General features: G+C 66.4%; 15 protein-coding genes. 9 read left to right on the top strand and 6 right to left on the bottom strand.

Annotated features, from left to right (window positions below):
- Positions 1-238 precede the first annotated feature (238 nt).
- Positions 239-3,784, top strand: a complete 3,546-nt coding sequence (locus HLH45_RS19340) for a hybrid sensor histidine kinase/response regulator (protein ID WP_046931903.1) — start codon at positions 239-241, stop codon at positions 3,782-3,784.
- Positions 3,785-3,818: 34 nt separating this feature from the next.
- Here HLH45_RS19340 and mdtD read toward each other — a convergent pair whose 3' ends face one another.
- From mdtD to HLH45_RS19315, 5 genes are all read right to left on the bottom strand, one after another.
- The gene (mdtD, locus tag HLH45_RS19335) at positions 3,819-5,240 is read right to left on the bottom strand and encodes a multidrug transporter subunit MdtD (RefSeq protein ID WP_014090726.1); all 1,422 of its coding nucleotides are present in this window, start codon (positions 5,238-5,240) and stop codon (positions 3,819-3,821) included.
- A gap of 362 nt (positions 5,241-5,602) precedes the next feature.
- A complete protein-coding gene (gene hemE / locus HLH45_RS19330) occupies positions 5,603-6,667 on the bottom strand; it encodes a uroporphyrinogen decarboxylase (protein WP_008571718.1) in 1,065 nt (354 codons plus the stop codon).
- 14 nt (positions 6,668-6,681) lie between these two features.
- The gene (locus tag HLH45_RS19325; protein WP_014090725.1) at positions 6,682-6,936 is read right to left on the bottom strand and encodes a WGR domain-containing protein; all 255 of its coding nucleotides are present in this window, start codon (positions 6,934-6,936) and stop codon (positions 6,682-6,684) included.
- A gap of 292 nt (positions 6,937-7,228) precedes the next feature.
- On the bottom strand, positions 7,229-8,341 hold the full coding sequence (gene aroB / locus HLH45_RS19320) for a 3-dehydroquinate synthase (RefSeq protein WP_033478539.1): 1,113 nt from the start codon (positions 8,339-8,341) through the stop codon (positions 7,229-7,231).
- The gene (locus tag HLH45_RS19315) at positions 8,338-8,880 is read right to left on the bottom strand and encodes a shikimate kinase (protein WP_033478538.1); all 543 of its coding nucleotides are present in this window, start codon (positions 8,878-8,880) and stop codon (positions 8,338-8,340) included. The genes aroB and HLH45_RS19315 overlap by 4 nt, the downstream gene beginning before the upstream one ends.
- Positions 8,881-9,047: 167 nt before the next feature.
- Here HLH45_RS19315 and pdxH point away from each other — a divergent pair, with 167 nt between their 5' ends.
- The 8 genes from pdxH to HLH45_RS19275 all read left to right on the top strand — a co-directional run bounded on the left by pdxH (position 9,048) and on the right by HLH45_RS19275 (position 15,006).
- Positions 9,048-9,647 carry a pyridoxamine 5'-phosphate oxidase gene (gene pdxH, locus HLH45_RS19310; protein ID WP_008571714.1) on the top strand — a complete coding sequence of 200 codons (600 nt, stop codon included), beginning with the start codon at positions 9,048-9,050 and terminating at the stop codon, positions 9,645-9,647.
- Positions 9,648-9,826: 179 nt separating this feature from the next.
- Positions 9,827-10,243: a YjfI family protein gene (locus tag HLH45_RS19305; protein ID WP_007965635.1), complete on the top strand. Its 417-nt coding sequence runs from the start codon at positions 9,827-9,829 to the stop codon at positions 10,241-10,243.
- A 12-nt stretch (positions 10,244-10,255) separates the two neighbouring features.
- A complete protein-coding gene (locus tag HLH45_RS19300) occupies positions 10,256-11,029 on the top strand; it encodes a PspA/IM30 family protein (RefSeq protein ID WP_008571713.1) in 774 nt (257 codons plus the stop codon).
- 25 nt (positions 11,030-11,054) lie between these two features.
- Positions 11,055-12,137 (top strand): potassium channel family protein, encoded by a 1,083-nt coding sequence (locus HLH45_RS19295; protein ID WP_046931902.1) that lies wholly within the window; start codon positions 11,055-11,057, stop codon positions 12,135-12,137.
- Positions 12,134-12,811 (top strand): YjfK family protein, encoded by a 678-nt coding sequence (locus tag HLH45_RS19290; RefSeq protein ID WP_171309888.1) that lies wholly within the window; start codon positions 12,134-12,136, stop codon positions 12,809-12,811. The genes HLH45_RS19295 and HLH45_RS19290 overlap by 4 nt, the downstream gene beginning before the upstream one ends.
- Positions 12,812-12,848: 37 nt before the next feature.
- Positions 12,849-13,253 carry a DUF350 domain-containing protein gene (locus tag HLH45_RS19285; RefSeq protein WP_003489536.1) on the top strand — a complete coding sequence of 135 codons (405 nt, stop codon included), beginning with the start codon at positions 12,849-12,851 and terminating at the stop codon, positions 13,251-13,253.
- A gap of 12 nt (positions 13,254-13,265) precedes the next feature.
- The gene (locus tag HLH45_RS19280; RefSeq protein ID WP_008573065.1) at positions 13,266-13,838 is read left to right on the top strand and encodes a DUF1190 domain-containing protein; all 573 of its coding nucleotides are present in this window, start codon (positions 13,266-13,268) and stop codon (positions 13,836-13,838) included.
- Position 13,839: 1 nt separating this feature from the next.
- Positions 13,840-15,006 (top strand): glutathionylspermidine synthase family protein, encoded by a 1,167-nt coding sequence (locus HLH45_RS19275; protein ID WP_008573063.1) that lies wholly within the window; start codon positions 13,840-13,842, stop codon positions 15,004-15,006.
- A 566-nt stretch (positions 15,007-15,572) separates the two neighbouring features.
- On the opposite strand, the gene HLH45_RS19270 is transcribed toward HLH45_RS19275, so the two are convergent.
- Positions 15,573-16,946, bottom strand: a complete 1,374-nt coding sequence (locus HLH45_RS19270; protein WP_008573061.1) for an MFS transporter — start codon at positions 16,944-16,946, stop codon at positions 15,573-15,575.
- Positions 16,947-16,971: the final 25 nt, after the last annotated feature.

Raw genomic sequence — 16,971 nt, 5'->3', positions numbered from 1 at the left:
GGTTGCGTCGCAAGCAAGTGTCGGCAGAAAGAATTGTCGGGCCCGCTTTTCGCAAGCCCTGCAACGTGCAACGGACTGACCAATGACGCTGCCGCGCGGGCGCCTTGCAGCCTGAGCGCGTGCGCGCAACGGGCAGAGCGCGCTTGCCCGCACCGCGCGTGGCCCGCACTATGCGCCGACTTGTCGTGAAGTTGATCCGGTGCGCTTTCTATCCTGCTTGCCCCATCGGCTGCTCGCTGTGCTCTGGGTATGCCTGTGTCTGGCAGTGTTTCCGGTGCAGGCGCGGACGCCTGCAACACCGGTGCCTATCCAGCTGACGATCGCCGACGGGCTGCCGTCGGACACGATCAATCAGTTGGCCGAGGACAGACAGGGATATCTGTGGCTTGCCAGCGATGACGGCCTGGCCAGATTCGATGGCCGCAACTACCGGATCTGGCGGATGGAAGATGGCCTGACCAGCAACGTGGTCTGGACCATCTGTGTCGATGCCAACGATCGGGTGTGGATGGGCTTCGAGGACGGCGGCGTCGGCTATCTGGAAGCGAACACGCGCACGTTCAAACGACTGGAAGATCCGCGGTTCCCGGAACTGCGCGACGCCACCCTGTGGTCGTTGGCACAAACGCCGGACGGGGATATCTGGATCGGCACCGCCAAGCAGGGCCTCTATCGTTATCGCCCCGACGGGCGCATGCAGCACTTTTCTGCCAAGGCGGGCGATGCCGCTAGCTTGCCGTCCGACAATATCGTCGGTCTGGAAGTCGCGCCCGACGGCGGCCTGTGGATCGGCACCTGGGGCGGGCTTGCGCACTGGGATGGTCGGCGCCTGGAGCGCGTGCCGCTTCCGGGCCCGTCCCAGTCGGTCAACCGAATGTACAAGGAGCCCGACGGCAAGGTGCTCTGGGTTGCCGATTTCGACGGCAACCCCGTCCAGTTCAACACGGTCGGGCGGCCCGTGGCCCGCCGCTGGCAAAGCGGTAAGGACACCGCGCAGGTCCGGGGCGTCCTGCTCCGTGACCGGCTCGGGCGCTACTGGCTGGATACCGCCACCGGCCTGGGCATGAGTTCCAGCGACGGTGGCGTCGAACGCGTGCCGGTCTACAGTTTTTCAGCGCACGGTCTGGTCAACCGGAACTGGATCACCGCCTACCAGGACCGCGAAGGAGGTCTGTGGTTCGCCAGCCTGGAGGGCGGGTTGTGGCACCTGCCTCCGCGCTGGGACACCTTCGCGTTGTTTTCGCATCGCGCAGATGATCCGCACTCGCTCGCCAATCCCTCGGTTGTTGCCACAGCGCCTTCGGTCACCGGCGGCATCTGGCTGGTCGGCACGCGTGGAACGCTTGAGCATTTCGATCCCGTCACCGGCCGCGTGGAGCCACGCCTGGCTCCGGTCGATCCGGAACGCATTCCCGATACGGTCATCGAAAGCAGGCAGGGAATGGTCTGGATCGGCGTGCAGGAACGGCTGGTTCGGTACAACCCGAAGACGGGCGAGGCCAGGCGTTGGCCACTGCTCGGGCACCAGGATTCCGCAGCCGATCTCGAAGATGTCGGCAGGCCTGGCAGGATGGCCGAAGATGCACAGGGTCGCATCTGGGTGGCGCTGCTGACGCACGGGGTGCAGCTGTGGAGCAGCGAGGGCCAGCTGCTCAGGACGCTCGACTACGGAAGCCACGGGCTGAAGGCGCTGACTGTCCTGGATATGCGGATCGGGCCGGATGGGCAGATCTGGCTGAGCAACAATGCCGGGCTGTGGCGATGGGATCCGCTTGCCGACCAGTTCGTTCCGGTACGCGGCGCGCCGTCCCTGCCAACCTATGTGTTTCGCCAGGGAGATGGCGGCATCGTCTGGATCGGATTGGCCGGACAATTGCGGCGCTATCTCTGGGACGGCAAGCAGCTTACGCATCTGGATACGGTGGGAAAGGACCAGGAATTTCCGATGGTCTCGCCGACCGGCCTGGTGATCGATGCCGGTGGCGTGGCCTGGGTCTCCAGTCATCGTGGGCTGATCCGGGTCGACCCCGGCAGCAAGCTGGTGCGCGTGTACGACGTGCACGACGGACTTCCCAGTTCGCCCATGCAGGTGGCCACGCTGGTGCAGGCAAGCACGGGGCAGATCCTGGGCGGCACATCCGATGGCATCGTGGTGTTCGATCCGGCCACGATGCGTCCGAATCTGCGCCGACCGCAGCTGTTGATCGAACGTGTCAGCCTGCGACGCGGCGAGCGCGAACTGGATGTCACCGGCAAGGCGCCGCTGCAGGTGCAGGACGGCGATCGCGACCTGCATATCGTGGCGCGGATGCCCACGTTCACCAATCCCGAATCCACCAGTTACCGCTTCCGCCTCAGTGGCTACGATCCGGACTGGGTCGACGTGGGCTCCACCGGCGAACGCCTGTTTTCGCGCCTGCCTTCCGGGCATTACACGCTGGAAGTGCAGGGGCGCACGGCAGATGGCATCTGGTCGGCCAGCCAGATCGTCCGTTTCCAGGTATTGCCGCCGTGGTGGCTGTCACCGTGGGGTCTGGGCCTGTTGGCGGTGCTGAGCGTGTGCGTGATCGCCGCGGCCATCTTGTTGTATCGCCGTCGGCTGCGGCGCCTGAATGCCTGGCAGCTGGCCGTGCACAAACAGGAGCTGGCCGAACAGGCGTCCTTGGCCAAGACCCGGTTTCTGGCGACGCTGGGCCATGAAGTGCGCACGCCGATGACGGGTGTGTTGGGCATGAGCGAATTGCTGCTCAAGACCACGCAGGACGCCACGCAGCGCAGCTACACCGAGTCGATCCGTCGTGCGGGTGCGCATCTGTTGCGGCTGGTCAACGATGCGCTGGATCTGGCGCGCATCGAATCGGGCCGGCTTGAACTGGATTTCCAGCCATTTTCGGTGCGTCAGCTCGTGGCCGAAGTCGAAGCGCTGATGGCGCCATTGGCGCAAGAGCGCGGGTTGCGTTTCAGCCTGGAGATCGGGCTGCTGGGCGACATCACCGCCAGCGGCGATTCAACCCGTATCCGGCAGATCCTGCTCAACCTGCTCAATAACGCGATCAAATTCACCGAGCGCGGCGTGGTCGCGCTGAAGCTGACCACGCTCGGTTCCTATCAAGGCCTGCGCTTCGAAGTGGCCGACACGGGCCCGGGCATCAATGCCGAACAGAAGGCGCGCTTGTTCCAGCGCTTCGAGCAGGGCGACGGTGCCAAGACCACCTCACGTTATGGCGGCAGTGGCCTGGGCCTGGCCATCTGTCAGGAGCTGGCGATGGCGATGGGTGGGCATATCGAGGTGATCAGCCGGCTCGGCGCCGGGACGCGCTTTGTGGTGGATCTGCCGCTGCGCTGGGTGGCGTCGGATGCAACGCTGGACGGCGAGGTGGCACATGCCGCCAGCCCCGTCGAGCCGCAGCGCATCCTGCTGGTGGAAGACGACCCGACCATCGCCGAGGTCATCATCGGCCTGCTGCGCGCGCAGGGGCACTCGGTGGTGCATGCGCCGCACGGGCTGGCGGCGTTGACCGAAGCGGCCGACAACACGTTCGATCTGGCATTGCTGGATCTGGACCTGCCCGGGCTGGATGGTTTTGCGTTGGCGCGGCAGTTGCGCGTCTTCGGCTACGAGATGCCGTTGATCGCAGTGACCGCACGCTCCGATGAAGCCGCCGAACCGAACGCGCAGGAAGCGGGCTTCGACCGTTTCCTGCGCAAGCCGCTCACCGGCGAGATGTTGGCCAATACCATCGCCGAGGCGTTGCGGCATGCCCGCGCGCGCGATGGGGCGTAGCTGCGGCGGAAGTGACAGTGCCCCAGCGCAGCACCTACTCGGCAACCGCTTCCACTTCCTTGGGGTGGGGGCGCGTCTCGGCCAGCTGCCAGAAGATCAACGTCGACGACAAGGTGATGCCGCCCACACACAGGAAGGTGGCATGCAAGGCGGCGGTAGCGCCATGCGTATCGCCCAGATGGGTATTGAATGCCGCCAACAGGCTGCCCGCTGCCGCAGCGCCGAAACCGGTGGCCAACATCATCACCATCGACAGCAGACTGTTGCCGGGGCTGGCCTGGTCGCGGTCCAGATCGCGCAGGGTCACGGTGTTCATGACCGTAAACTGCAGTGAATTCACCGCGCCAAAGCAGGCCAGTTGCACCAGGCGCAGCCACAGCGGCTGGCCGATATCGATGAGCGCAAAGCTGGCCATGGCCACGCCGACCAACACGGTGTTGAGCATCAGCACGCGCCGGTAGCCGAAGCGCCCCACCAGCTTGACCGCCGCGCGTTTGGCGGCCATACCGGCCAGTGCCACCGGCACCATCATCAGCCCGGCATTCATCGGGCTCATGCCCAGGCCCACCTGCAACAGCAACGGGATCAAGAATGGCATCGAGCCGCTGCCCACGCGCGCGAACAAGTTGCCCAAAATGCCGATGCGGTAGCTCGCCACCTTGAACAGCGCCAGCGGAAACAGCGCGTTGGCGGTGTTGCCCGCATGCAGCCAGTAGCCGGCCAGTGCAGCCAGTCCGCCGATGGCCAGCAACATCACGAACGCATGGCGCAGGCCGAGTTCCGAGATGCCATCCAGCGCCAGCGACAAGGCCACCATGCCGAACGCCAGCATCAGGTAGCCGACCAGATCGAAGCGCCTGCGTGCATCGCCATAGTGGTCGGGCATGATCTTCAGCGCGGCAATAAACCCGAGGACCCCGATCGGCAGGTTGATCAGGAACACCCAATGCCACGAGGCGACTTCGACCAGCCAGCCGCCCAGGGTCGGGCCGATCAGCGGGCCGATCAGGGCGGGAATGGCGATAAAGCTCATCGCGCGCAGGAAGTCTGCGCGTGCCACCGTCTTGAGCACCGCCAGCCGCCCCACCGGCAGCAGCATCGCGCCGCCGATGCCTTGCACCACGCGTGCGGCCACCAACTGCGGCAGGTGCTGGGCTGCCGCGCACAGCAGCGAGCCCAAGGTGAACACGATGATCGCGGCGAGGAAGGTGCGCCGCGTACCGAAGCGGTCCGCGATCCAGCCCGAGGCAGGGATGAACATCGCCACTGCCAGCGCATAACTGAAGACCACTGACTGCATCTGCAGCGGGCTTTCGCGCAGGCTGCGCGCCATCGACGGCAACGCCGTGTTGACGATGGTCGCATCCAGCATCTGCATGAAGATGGCCAGCGACACCAGCCACAGCAGCGGCTTGATGGTGGCGTAGGCGCGCAAGGTGGGGACGGGCTGAGACATGGGGGCTTGGCCGGGGAAACGCTGCATTATCGTCTCCCTGCTGTGCACGGCACGGAACGCTGTGTGCGACGCCCGGGAATGCCTGCGTTGGCAGCCTGCGCCGCGTGCACGCGTAAGGCCCCCGCTGCACGTTCAGGCAGATCGCGTCATCGCATTGGCGGCTTGGGTGCAGGAGTGAATCGCGCGACGCGTTTCATGACACAACGCGTCCGGCACCGATATATCTGGCGGCGGAGTGAACGCGCAGAGCCAGTGGGTCGGTTCAGTTGCGAAATAGCTGGCTCGGCAGTGCCTACATGCACGCGGGAACTGGCACTGGCACGGGCCGGGTCCGTGCGACCCGGCCCGCTCGCCGCGGCGGCTTAGCGCTTGCTCAGGCTCTGCACCGCGTCCACCAGCACACCCACGTGCTCGGGATTCATATCCGGCGACATGCCATGGCCGAGGTTGAAGACGTGCCCTTCGCGCGAGCCGCCATTGCCTTGGGCGTAGCTGTCCAGGGTCTTGGCGACTTCGCTACGGATCGCGTCGGGCGAGCCGTACAGCGTGGCCGGGTCGAGATTGCCCTGCAGGGCAACGCGGCCGCCCGCCCGTTGAGCGGCGTCAGCCAGCGAGATGGTCCAGTCCACGCCCACGGCTTCGGCGCCGCTGGCGGCCAGATCCGCCACGTAGGCGCCGTTGCCCTTGCCGAACAGCACCAGCGGGGTGCGCTCGGCCCCGGTGCCGCGCTCCAGTTCACGCGCGATGCGGGTCAGGTAGGGCAGAGAGAATTCGCGGTACATCGCCGGCGAAAGCACGCCGCCCCAGGTGTCGAATACCTGCAGCGCCTGCGCGCCTGCCGCGCGCTGGGCGGCCAGGTAGGCAATCACCGCGTCGGTGACGGTGCCGAGCAGGTGATGCAGCAGCTCCGGCGCGTTGAAGGCCATGGCCTTGATGCGTGCGTATTCCTTGCTGCCACCGCCTTCGATCATGTAGCAGGCCAGCGTCCACGGGCTGCCGGAGAAACCGATCAAGGGCACCGAACCATCCAGTTCGCGGCGGATCACCCGCACCGCATCCATCACGTAGCGCAGCTCGGTTTCCATGTCCGGCACGCCCAGGCGGTGGATTGCGGCGGCATCGCGCACCGGGTGGCGGAACTTGGGGCCTTCGCCTTCGACAAAGTACAGCTCCAGGCCCATCGCATCGGGGATGGTGAGGATGTCGGAGAACAGGATCGCTGCATCCAGCGGGAAACGCTGCAGCGGCTGCAGGGTCACTTCGCAGGCGATGTCAGGATTCTTGGCCATGCCCAGGAAACTGCCGGCACGCGCGCGGGTGGCGCGGTACTCCGGCAAATAGCGGCCGGCCTGGCGCATCAACCACACAGGGGTGCGGTCCACGGGCTGACGGTTGAGCGCGCGCAGCAGGCGATCGTTCTTGAGCATGGGAAAGTATGTCCTCAGCGCGGCGCGTCGTCGGCGCCGCCGGTGATGAGTTGGAAACCGCGTTTAAGTTGGGTGTCGCGCGCCTTGTCGAAGGCGCGGTCCGCTTCCTCCTGTTGCAGGTACTGGTCGCGTCGCAGTTGCGTGCGTCCGCCGATCTCCCCGGTTTCGCGCAGCAGTTCCCAGCCACCGAACAGATCCGGTTGCAGGGTCAGCTGGACGTAGCGGAGCGGCGCGTTACCGCCGGGATCGTGTTGTAGAAGGATGCGCATGCGGCCGATTGTAGCCGGGCGCTGCTGAAGGCTGAGAGCAGTGGCGCGTCCGGGTGTGCTGGTTGCGCCGGGAGCGTCGTTGGGCGTCCACGCTTGCCGGTGCGCTCCTGCGCGAGGTTCCGACCGCCGTGCAGACGGCGGCAGGCAGTGCGTAGGAGCGCACCTGGGCGCGATAGGGATTGTCGGGAAGGCCCCATCGCGCCGGGGACGCTCCTACAAAGAGTGAGCGTCGTGGCGATCGACGGCAGCTGGGTGCCGGCGTCCAGCGTTCCGTGCCTTCGGCCGGCTGGCCTTATCCCGCCAGGATCTCCAGCACCGCTGCCTCTTCCACATCCGGCACGATCTCGGCCTTGCCGATGCCGCGCCACAACACCAGGCGCAGGCGGCCGGCGATGTTTTTCTTGTCCAGGCGCATGCGTGCGAGCAGGGCCTGAGGGGTCAGGCCGGGCGGGATCTCGGTGGGCAGATCGAAGTCGTGCAGCAGCGTGCGCAAGGCCTCGGTGTCCTGGGCATCGCTCATGCCCAGCGCGGCCGACAGGCGCGCCGCCAGCACCATGCCCACTGCGACGGCCTCGCCATGGTTGAGGTTGTCGTTGCCGGGCGCGCCGTAGCCTTGCTCGGTTTCGATGGCGTGACCGAAGGTGTGGCCCAGGTTGAGCAGGGCGCGCTCGCCTTTTTCCAGCGGGTCGCGCGCCACGATCTCGGCCTTGTGCTCGCAGCTGCGGGCGATGGCCTGCGCCAGCGCCGCTGCATCGCCATCGAGCAGGGCGCGGCGCTCGGCGTGCAGCCACTGGAAGAACAGCGGGTCGCGGATGGCGCCGTACTTGATCACCTCGGCCAGGCCGGCGCGCAGTTCGCGCGGCGGTAGCGTGCGCAAGGTGTCGGTGTCGGCGATCACCGCACGCGGCGGATGGAAGGCGCCGACCAGGTTCTTGCCCTGCGGGATGTCCACTGCGGTCTTGCCGCCGACCGATGAATCCACCATCGCCAGCAGGCTGGTGGGCAGCTGCACGCAGTCCACGCCGCGCATCCAGCACGCTGCCGCAAAGCCGGCCAGGTCGCCGACCACGCCGCCGCCCAGCGCGAACACGCAGGCGTCGCGGGTGGCGCCGAGTTCGGCCAGCGCGGTGATTGCAGAGCCAAAGGTCTCCAAGGTTTTGGAGGCTTCGCCGGCGGCAATGACCAACTCGCCGACCTGCAGGTCCGGCCGCGCGTTCAACAAGGCGGTGCGTACGCCGGCCGCGTAATGCGGAGCCACCTGCGAGTCGCTGAGCAGCAGCGCGTGGCGGCCGCGCACATGGCCGGCCAGGCGCGCGCCGTCGGCCAGCAGGCCCGGGGCGATGGTGATGGTGTAAGGCTGCGCACCGTCGACATCGACGCTGCGCGAGGAACGGGGAAGTGTCATGCGGGGGTACTCGACATGCGCCATTGCGCGGCCAGGCGCAGCACCAGCTGCGCGGTGGCCTCGGCGGGGGAAAGATGATCGGTTTCCAGGCTGAGATCGGCGACCTGGCGGTAGAGCGGCGTGCGGTGCGCGGCCATCGCATGCAGCACCTGCTCGCGGTCGGCGCGTTGCAGCAGCGGGCGATTGCGATCGCGCGCCAGTCGCGTCAGTTGCGCCGGCACGCTGACATGCAGGTACACCACGAAGCCACGCGCGCAGATGCGCTCGCGGTTGCGCGGATCCAGCACGGCGCCGCCGCCGGTGGAAATCAGTTTGTTGTCCTGTTCCAGCAGCGCCTGCAGGGTCTGGGCCTCGTACTGCCGAAACCTGGCTTCGCCATGCTGCTCGAAGATGGCCGGGATGCTGCTGCCCACCCGGTCGACGATGGCCTGGTCCACATCGACGAATTCCAGCCCGAAGCGCTCGGCCAGGCGACGGCCGATGCAGCTTTTTCCGGCGCCCATCGGGCCGACCATCACGAGATTGGGTGCGGGGTTCATGCGCAGGGATCGTAGCATTCACGCCATCGGGCCGGGCCGATGGCACGGCGCAATTGCCGTCTCCAACCACGCCAACCCGCGTCGTTTCGGCGATTGGATCGCGGTGCATAGGCGAAGCGCGGGCGATGCGCCCACAATAGGCGTCCATCTGGCTGCCACGCACCGTCATGACCGATCTGTACGCAGAAGCTCTTGCCACCTTCGCCGCGCTGTATGCCGAGGCGCAGAACAGCGCCGAACCCGAAGCCAGCGCGATGACCGTGGCCACCGCCAACGTGGATGGCCGGCCGAGCGCGCGCACCGTGTTGCTCAAGGCCTTCGACGCGCGCGGGTTCGTGTTCTACACCCATCTGGACAGCGCAAAGGGCCGCGACCTGCAGACCCACCCGCAGGCGGCGCTGCTGTTCCTATGGCGCAGCCTGCGCGAAGCCGGCATCCAGGTGCGCATCGAAGGCGGCGTGCAGCTGGTGAGCGCGGACGAATCCGATGCGTACTTCGCCTCGCGCCCGCGCATGAGCCAGATCGGCGCGTGGGCCTCGCGGCAGTCGCAGACGCTGGGTTCGCGCGAAGAGTTCGATGCGGCCATTGCCAAGGTCGAAGCGACGTTCGAAGGGCGCGAGGTGCCGCGCCCGGATGGTTGGGGCGGGTTCCGGGTGGTGCCGCAGGCGTTCGAGTTTTGGTACGGCGCCAAGTTCCGCCTGCACGAGCGCTGGCGCTACGAGGCCGACGCGGCCAGCCATTGGAGCAAGCGGATGCTGTATCCGTGAGGCAGCCGCCCGGCAGGGGGCGACAAGCCAGCTGAACGGGCGGTTTGCTCGCCTGCCGCGCGCCTGACCAGCTGACTTCCGGCCCTTTCTGCCGGTCACGGGCAGTCTGTAGTATGTCCGGTCGCTGCAGGACATTCGCTGCATCACCACCACGGCATGACCAAAGGACAGGACATCGTATGACGCAGTACACCACCGTCGAATTGCACGGCCTGCTGGCCGAGCGCTACCGTGGCCAGCCAATCCAGGTCGAACTGATCGACGGCCTGGAGCCGGCCATCAATCTCACCCTGGCCGACCACGGCGACATGCAGATCCAGGTTGCCGCTTCCGGCTCGCAGGTTTTTGTGTCCACGCTGCTGGCCCATGCCGAGCACGTCAACGACCGCGCCGCCTTCAACGACGCCTGCCTGCGCCTGAATCCGCTCAACCCCTTGTCCAACCTGGGCCTGGTCCAGGTCGACGGCAAGGACCGTTACGTGGTGTTTGGCGAACTGTCGGCCTCCTCAACGCTCGACCAGATCGACGAAGAAATCCAGACCCTGGCGGCCAATACGTTGGATGCCGCCGAATCTCTCAAGCCGTTCTTTTCCTAAAGGCGTGTTGTCATGAGTATCTTTTCCAAGCTGATCACGCTGCTGCGTGGTACCGCACACGAAACCGGCCAGAAGGCCGTCGACGCCAATGCGCTGCGCATCCTGGATCAGGAAATGCGCGATGCCGGCGCCCAGCTCACGCGCTCGCGCGAAGAGCTCACCAAGCTGATGGCGCAGAGCAAGCTGGCCCAGCAGAAGATCGACGCACGCGCCGGCAAGATGGCCGAATACACGCGCTACATCGAAGGCGCGCTGGCCAAGAACGATGAAGCGCTGGCACACGATGTGGCGGTCAAGCTGGCCGCCCTGGAAAGCGAGGATGCCGGCGACAAGGCCTCCAAGGCCGCGCTGGACCAGTCGGTGGTGACGCTCAAGGCCACCATCCAGAAGACCGAGAACCAGCTGCGCGGCATGCGCCAGCAGATCGATACGGTCAAGGCCACCGACGCGGTGCAGAAGGCGCAGGCCGCCATTGCCGCGCGCCACTCCGGCGCCAGCAGCAAGATGGGCTCGGCGCTGGAATCGCTGGAGCGCATCAAGGCGCGCCAGGCCGAAACCTCGGCGCGCATCGAATCGGCCGAAGAACTCGAAGCGTCCACCGGCGATGGCGATCTCAATCGGCGCCTGGCGGCGGCCGGCCTGATGGAAGGCGAATCCAACGCCGCTGCGGTGCTGGCACGCTTCAAGAAGCCGGCCGCGCAGCTGGGTCACGAGAACGCCGGCGGCACCGCGCCGCTGATTGGCCAGGTGCGCGACGTGCAGCAGGTTCCGCGCAGCGACAGCTGATCCATCGCACGGCACAGGATGCGCCATGATCATCGTTGGACGGCTGTTGCGGGTCCTGCGGCGCCACGTGCGCCGCGTCAGCTGGGGCATGGTGGCGCTGGCACTGCTGGCGCACATGGGGCTGAGCTGGTTGCTGCTGCTGTGGGCCGGCGAGCACAAGCTCGTCGGCCTGGACGCATTTCCGTACTACTACATGACCACTGCCACCACCATCGGCTACGGCGACCTGTCGCCGGGTTCGGTGGCCGGGCGCTATATCGCCGCGTTCGTGTTGATGCCGGGCGCGGTGGCGTTGTTCGCCACGGTGCTGGCCAAGACCAGCGGCGTGCTCATCACTTTCTGGAGGCGCCACCACATGGGCAAGATGGCCTATGCAGACCTGCGCGGGCACACCATTCTGATCGGCTGGCAGGGCGCGGCCTCCACGCGCCTGCTGGAATTGCTGCTGTCCGACACCGCCACCGATGACGAAGGCGTGGTGCTGATCGCCGAGGGCGTGGCGGAAAACCCGATGCCCGACCACATGCGCTTCATCGCCGCCGAGTCGTACACGCACACCGAGGTGTACCTGCGTGCCGGCATTGCCGGCGCGGCGCGGGTGATCGTCAACCCGCCCTCCGACGACCAGACCCTGGCGGCGGTGTTCGCGTTGATGGCGCATGCGCCGGCCGCGCATGTCGTGGCGCACTTCGATTCGGCCAGCGCGGCCCGATTGGTCAACTGCCATTACCCGGCCATCGAGTGCACGCGGCCGATGACCGCCGAGATCCTGGCACGTGCGGCGCAGGATCCGGGCAGTGCGGCGCTCACCGCCGAGCTGCTGTCGGTGGACGATGGTCCCACCCAGTTCAGTCTTGTTGTGCCTGCGAATGTGCAACCGCTGGATTACAGCCGGCTTGCGGCCGATTTTGGCCAGCGTGGCGCATTGCTGCTGGGCCTGCGCGCGCCCGACGGCGCGTTGCGCTTGAACCCGCCAGCACGCACCGCCGTCGCCGCCGGTGCCATGCTGTATTACCTGTCCGAGCAGCGCGTGCCGGCGCACGCCATCGCCTGGCAGGCCATGCGCAGCGAGGCAGCTTCCCTTCCCCCATCGCCACAAGGTGTCTGACGATGAGTTTTTTCAGCAAGTTGTTCGGTCAACCGCAACCGCCGCCGCTGCCCACTTCCGGAAGTGGCGCGATCGGTCACGCGCTGCCCCTGGGGCTGCGTGTCGGTGGTCAGGTGGAGATCGACACCACCCTGTACCGCATGGCGCCGGAGGCCATGACCGCCGAGTTGCCGGGCGGGCACCAGGGCATTCCCTGCTACGGTCACGTCAATCTGGGCGATGGCTATGCGCTGCATCGCTTCTACCTGGACGACGATGCGTTCCTGCAGGTCACCACCGTGGGGGGCGATCTGGAAGCGATGAAGGCCTTCGTGTATTGCGAAACGGTGAACCCGCCCAGCAAGCAGGCGTTTCAGGAGTTCGTGATGCAGCACCCGCACCTGGGCGCGGCGCAGATCGAGTACGCCGGCAGACAGTGGCAGCGCGCAACGCAATCCACCGATGACGCGTCACGGATTCCGCCGATCGCCTACGACGAAGTGCTGTACCGCTACCAGCCGCCGCGCCGCGATGGCGATCTGACCCATTACGCCATGCTCTACAGCCGCGATGTGCCGGAGCTGCAGCGCGAAGAATTCCTGCTGGTGACCGGCGAAGATTCCGGCCCCAACGAATTCTGCGTCACCTATGCGGTCGGTATCGATGTCACCGTTGCCGATCTGGATATCACCTGAGCGCGCCCGCGCGTCTTCCACCCACCTTGGTCCTGTCATGAATCCGATCAATCTGCAGAGTTTTCTCGCGTTTCTTTCCTATTTCGGTACCGGTCTGGGTGTGCTGATCGTCTCGGTGGTGCTGGTGACCCTGGTCACCCCGCATAAGGATTTCACCTTGCTGCGGCAGGGCAATGTGGCAGCGGCCACCGCGCTGGCCGGCAACCTGATCGGCGTGGCGCTGCCGCTGCATTCGGCCATCACCCACTCGGTGAGCCTGATCGACGCCCTGATCTGGGGCCTGGTGGCCTGCGGCATCCAGGTGGTGGCCTACCTGCTGGCCAATCTGGTGGCTGGGCGCATCTCGCGGCAGATCACCGACAACATCACCGCCGCCGGTATCTTTTCGGCCGGCGTGTCGATCGCGGTGGGGCTGATCAATGCCGCCGCGATCACGCCGTAACGGAGCGCGGGCATGAAGCGATCACGCAATCTCAAACTCACCCTGATGGCTGCGCTGCCGGCCGCCTTCGTCACCGGCTGCGGCTCGGAGCCGGAGACCGGTGTGGTGCTGCAATCGGCGTCGGACTGTTACCAGATCAAGCAGGAACAGTCCGATATCCAGCAATGCCTCAAGGCCTACGACGAGGCGGTGGCCAAGCATCAGCAGGCCGCGCCGCGCTTCACCACGCGCTACGAGTGCGATGAACAGTTCGGCAGCTGCACGGCGATCACCAACCCGCAGGGGCAGCAGAGCTGGATCCCGCCGATGGGCGGTTTTTTGCTGGGTTATGCGCTGGGCAACATGAGCGGCGGCGGTTACCGCTATGGCGGCTCGATTCCGCTGTACCGCGATTACCGCAGCGGCGGTTACTACAAGCCCAATGGCGATCTGGCCAGCAACCGCATTGGCACGGTGCGTGGGCGCAGCGGCGCCATCGACATGCCCACGCGCGCCATCACCGTGTCGCGTTCGGGCTTCGGTTCCAGCGCGGCGGCGCGCAGTTCGTTCGGCAGCGGCGGGCGCAGCTCGGGCTTCGGCGGCTGATATGCAACGCATCCTGATTCCCGAACGCGCGGACTGGCGCACGCAGGCCGAATCGCTGGGCTTCCACTTCCACACCATCGACGGCGAACCGTATTGGGACGAAAGCGCCTACTACGCGTTTTCGCTGCGTCAGATCGAAGATGACATCGAAGCGCCCACGCAAGAGTTGCACGACATGGCGATGCAGCTGGTGGACGAGGTGGTGGGCTCGGAAGCGCTGATGACCCAGCTGGCCATCCCGCCGTTCTACTGGGACTGGATCGCCAACTCCTGGAAAGGGCGCGACCCGCATCTGTATGGCCGCATGGACCTGGCGTATTCGGGCGATGGCCCGGCCAAGCTGTACGAACTCAATTACGACACGCCAACATCGCTTTACGAATCGGCCTACTTCCAGTGGCTGTGGCTGGAACAGCAGATCGCCAGCGGTGCGCTGCCCAAGGGAACCGATCAGTACAACCTGATCCAGGACCTGCTGTGCGAAACCCTAGGCGCGCTGGCCGTGGATGGCGCGATCGGCGCGCAGATGCATTTTGCGGCGGTGCGCGATTCGCTGGAGGATCGCGCCACCGTGCGTTACCTGCGCGACTGTGCGCACCAGGTGGGCATCAGCACCGAGGAAGTGGCCATCGAGGACATCGGCCTGAGCGCCGAGGGCTGGTTCACCGACGAACAGGACCGGGTGATCCACACGCTGTTCAAGCTGTATCCGCTGGAATTCATGATGGAAGAACGCTTCGGGCCGGCATTGATCGCCGACCGGGTGCGCCTGATCGAGCCGGCATGGAAGTCGGTGTTGAGCAACAAGGGCATCCTGCCGCTGCTGTGGGACCGCCATCGGGGTCATCCGAATCTGCTGCCTGCCCGCTTTGCGCAGGCCGGTGAGGCACCAACCGCAGGCTGGGTGCGCAAGCCGCTGCTGTCGCGCGAGGGCGCCAACATCGCGCTGGTGACGGCGCAAGGCGAGGCCGCGCACACCGATGGCCCGTACGTGGACGGCCCGGCGATTCTGCAGGCGCATCACCCGCTGCCGGTGTTCGACGGGCGCCATGCGTTGGTGGGCAGCTGGGTTGTGGCGGATCGTCCTGCCGGATTGGGCATGCGCGACGACGCTGGCCCGATCACCCGCGACACCTCGCGCTTCGTGCCGCACGTCATCACCGATTGATGTGTATCGGCGGGTGCATCGCCAGTGCGAAGTAGCGGTGCCGCTAATTGGAGCCGGCCGTCCTTTGCGGCACACCTGCAGACGGGTGTGGGGAGGCATGCCCAGGGGGGGCTGGCGGCGACAACGCCACTGCGTTGGCTCCGCTGGTCGCGCATGACAGATGCGCCAGCGCCGCGCAAGGCCTCAGGCGCATGCAAGGCGACGCATCTTTTCCACACCCCCTGTGGATGGAAGTTGCACAAGGCTGTGGACAAGTACGTGCAGGCCCCGGCCTGCAACGCTGTCAAGATGGGTGGCGAAAAAATGACCAGCGGTTCGAGGGGGACTTTTTTCGTGTGTGGGTCCATGCGATCCCGGCAGGATCGGCAAAGTGGTCGGCGCTGGTAACGCTGTGGTCTCGGGCCGGCATCGAGCGACCCTCTCCATGTGGTGAACCTGGAGATCACGTCGGTCGTTGCGACCCGCCAAGCCTTGGGGCTCATTCGCGTGCTGCCATCGACCGGCCACGTTGCCTCGGCAATGTGGTATGGCGTCACGTCGATGCCGCGTAGTCGCCGCGGACGCCATTACACCCGCCGCGCCACAAAAAAGCTCGCCACCGCCAGCAACCACGCCAATGCGAACACGCTCAGGTAGGCGGCGCGCGTGGCCGATGTCAGCAGCGCGGCGAACACTGCGCCCGCCAGCGCCAGCATGGCCGCCACCGCGATGGCTTCGCTCAGTTGCAAGGCAGAGCTGTTGGCGCCTTGCTGGGCCGGTGGCGACAGCGACAGCATCACCACCGACAGGCTGGGATACAGCAGGCCCATGCCCAGGCCGGTCAGCGCCCAGCCGGCAATTGCCAACGGCACAGGAATCGGCGGCCACACCGCACCCGCGCTGATCGCAATGCCCAGCGTCATCAACAGCGCGCCGCTCTTGAGCAGGCGAGGGCGCGACCAACCGGCGCGGCTGTGGCCCTGGTACCACGAACCACCAAACCAGCCCAACGCACCCACGCTCAGTGCCACGCCGGCCAGCAGCGGCGAAAGTCCGCGTTCGCGCGACAGCAGCAGCGGCAAAAAGGCTTCAAAGCCGAAGAAGGCGGCCGCCGCAATGCCACGCAGCGCGATCACGCTCGGCAAGCCGCGCGCAAGCCGCAACGTGCCAGCCGGCAGCAGGCGCCAGGCGCAATACGCGGTGAGCAACACGGCCGGCAGCATTGCGCCCGGCGCCAGCATGCCGTGCAGTTGTCCGCCCAGATACACGCCAAGCACGCCCATCGCCGCTCCGATAGCCCACCCCATCGAGGCGGTTGGCGCGTCGGACCGGTCGCGTGTCCAGGCCTGTCCGCGCAGCGCCGGCCACAGCAGTAATCCAGCCGGAATCGCCAACAGCGGCACCGACAAAAATACCCAGCGCCAGCCCAGGTGCTGCACGATCAATCCGCTGATGCCCGGCCCGATCAACGAGGGCACCACCCACCCGGCCGAAAACGCGGCAAACACGCGTGGGCGCAAGACCTCCGGGTACAGCCGCCCCACGATGACGTATAGGGCCACCGAATAGGCGCCGGCCCCCAGCCCCTGCAGCAAGCGCCCGGCGATCAACATCGGCATGCTCGGTGCCAGGCCGGCGACCAGCAGGCCGACCACAAAGCACAACAGGCCGGCAGCCAATGCACCGCCAGGACCGGCCCGGTCGCTCCAGCGTCCGGCCGCCGTCATCCCGATCACGCTGGTGGCCAGCGCGCCGCCGAACGCCAATGCATACAGCGGCAGCCCGTTCAACTCGCGCGCCACCGTCGGCATGGCGGCGGCAACCGCCAGCGACTCGAACGCGTTGAGCGACACCAGTGCCACCATGCCCAGCGTCGCCGCGCGGTAAGGCGCGGCCAGGATGGAGGTGGGCTGCGTTTGGATGGACAGCACTGCGGCAGTGATCGGTCTTTCGGTAGGCATCGAAGATCCAGGAAGGAAACGTGTA

The sequence above is a fragment of the Xanthomonas euvesicatoria genome (genome assembly GCF_013112235.1).
In the GTDB taxonomy this organism is placed as follows: Bacteria; Pseudomonadota; Gammaproteobacteria; order Xanthomonadales; family Xanthomonadaceae; genus Xanthomonas; species Xanthomonas euvesicatoria.
The sequence above is the reverse complement of the archived record's forward strand: the minus strand, read 5'-3'. Positions and strand labels throughout refer to the sequence as shown.

What these genes read in the sequence shown, in the direction of transcription:
- mdtD (WP_014090726.1), bottom strand. Translation starts at nt 5,240, where the DNA reads ATGTCTCAGCCCGTCCCCACCTTGCGCGCCTACGCCACCATCAAGCCG.
- hemE (WP_008571718.1), bottom strand. Translation starts at nt 6,667, where the DNA reads ATGCTCAAGAACGATCGCCTGCTGCGCGCGCTCAACCGTCAGCCCGTG.
- HLH45_RS19325 (WP_014090725.1), bottom strand. Translation starts at nt 6,936, where the DNA reads ATGCGCATCCTTCTACAACACGATCCCGGCGGTAACGCGCCGCTCCGC.
- aroB (WP_033478539.1), bottom strand. Translation starts at nt 8,341, where the DNA reads ATGACACTTCCCCGTTCCTCGCGCAGCGTCGATGTCGACGGTGCGCAG.
- HLH45_RS19315 (WP_033478538.1), bottom strand. Translation starts at nt 8,880, where the DNA reads ATGAACCCCGCACCCAATCTCGTGATGGTCGGCCCGATGGGCGCCGGA.
- pdxH (WP_008571714.1), top strand. Translation starts at nt 9,048, where the DNA reads ATGACCGATCTGTACGCAGAAGCTCTTGCCACCTTCGCCGCGCTGTAT.
- HLH45_RS19305 (WP_007965635.1), top strand. Translation starts at nt 9,827, where the DNA reads ATGACGCAGTACACCACCGTCGAATTGCACGGCCTGCTGGCCGAGCGC.
- HLH45_RS19300 (WP_008571713.1), top strand. Translation starts at nt 10,256, where the DNA reads ATGAGTATCTTTTCCAAGCTGATCACGCTGCTGCGTGGTACCGCACAC.
- HLH45_RS19295 (WP_046931902.1), top strand. Translation starts at nt 11,055, where the DNA reads ATGATCATCGTTGGACGGCTGTTGCGGGTCCTGCGGCGCCACGTGCGC.
- HLH45_RS19285 (WP_003489536.1), top strand. Translation starts at nt 12,849, where the DNA reads ATGAATCCGATCAATCTGCAGAGTTTTCTCGCGTTTCTTTCCTATTTC.
- HLH45_RS19280 (WP_008573065.1), top strand. Translation starts at nt 13,266, where the DNA reads ATGAAGCGATCACGCAATCTCAAACTCACCCTGATGGCTGCGCTGCCG.
- HLH45_RS19275 (WP_008573063.1), top strand. Translation starts at nt 13,840, where the DNA reads ATGCAACGCATCCTGATTCCCGAACGCGCGGACTGGCGCACGCAGGCC.
- HLH45_RS19270 (WP_008573061.1), bottom strand. Translation starts at nt 16,946, where the DNA reads ATGCCTACCGAAAGACCGATCACTGCCGCAGTGCTGTCCATCCAAACG.